Here is a 434-nt window from a genome sequence, read left to right on the forward strand (position 1 = left end):
ACTGCAACCGGCGGTTGTGGTGGTACATTGACTAACAATGCGCCTGCTAACGCGCCTTCAATTTGTGGTGGTTATGTAGATGTTACTTGGACTTACACCGTTGACTCTTGTGGTCAAGAAAGTGGTTGTGGTAGTAACAATACTATGACTTGTACCAAACGTTTCACCGTTGAAGCTCCGGCTCCGGTAGTGTTCAACTGTGGTAACAATGTTACTGTTGCTTCTTGTAGCTCTCAAGCTGATGTAAATTCAGCTTGGAATGCGTTCTTAGCTTCAACAACTGCTACTGGTGGTTGTGGTGGTACATTGACTAACAATGCACCTGCTAACGCACCTTCAATTTGTGGTGGTTATGTAGATGTTACTTGGACTTACACCGTTGACTCTTGTGGCCAACAAAGTGGTTGTGGTAGCAACAATACTATGACTTGTAC

At 44.5% G+C, this 434-nt stretch carries 1 protein-coding gene; it reads left to right on the top strand.

Translation table 11 applies throughout. The features are described 5' to 3' along the window. A partial coding sequence (locus tag SK086_RS13625) for a hypothetical protein (protein WP_324692352.1) occupies positions 1 to 434 on the top strand: 434 nt, incomplete at both ends.

This window comes from Flavobacterium cheonhonense, assembly GCF_035671315.1.
Lineage (GTDB): Bacteria > Bacteroidota > Bacteroidia > Flavobacteriales > Flavobacteriaceae > Flavobacterium > Flavobacterium cheonhonense.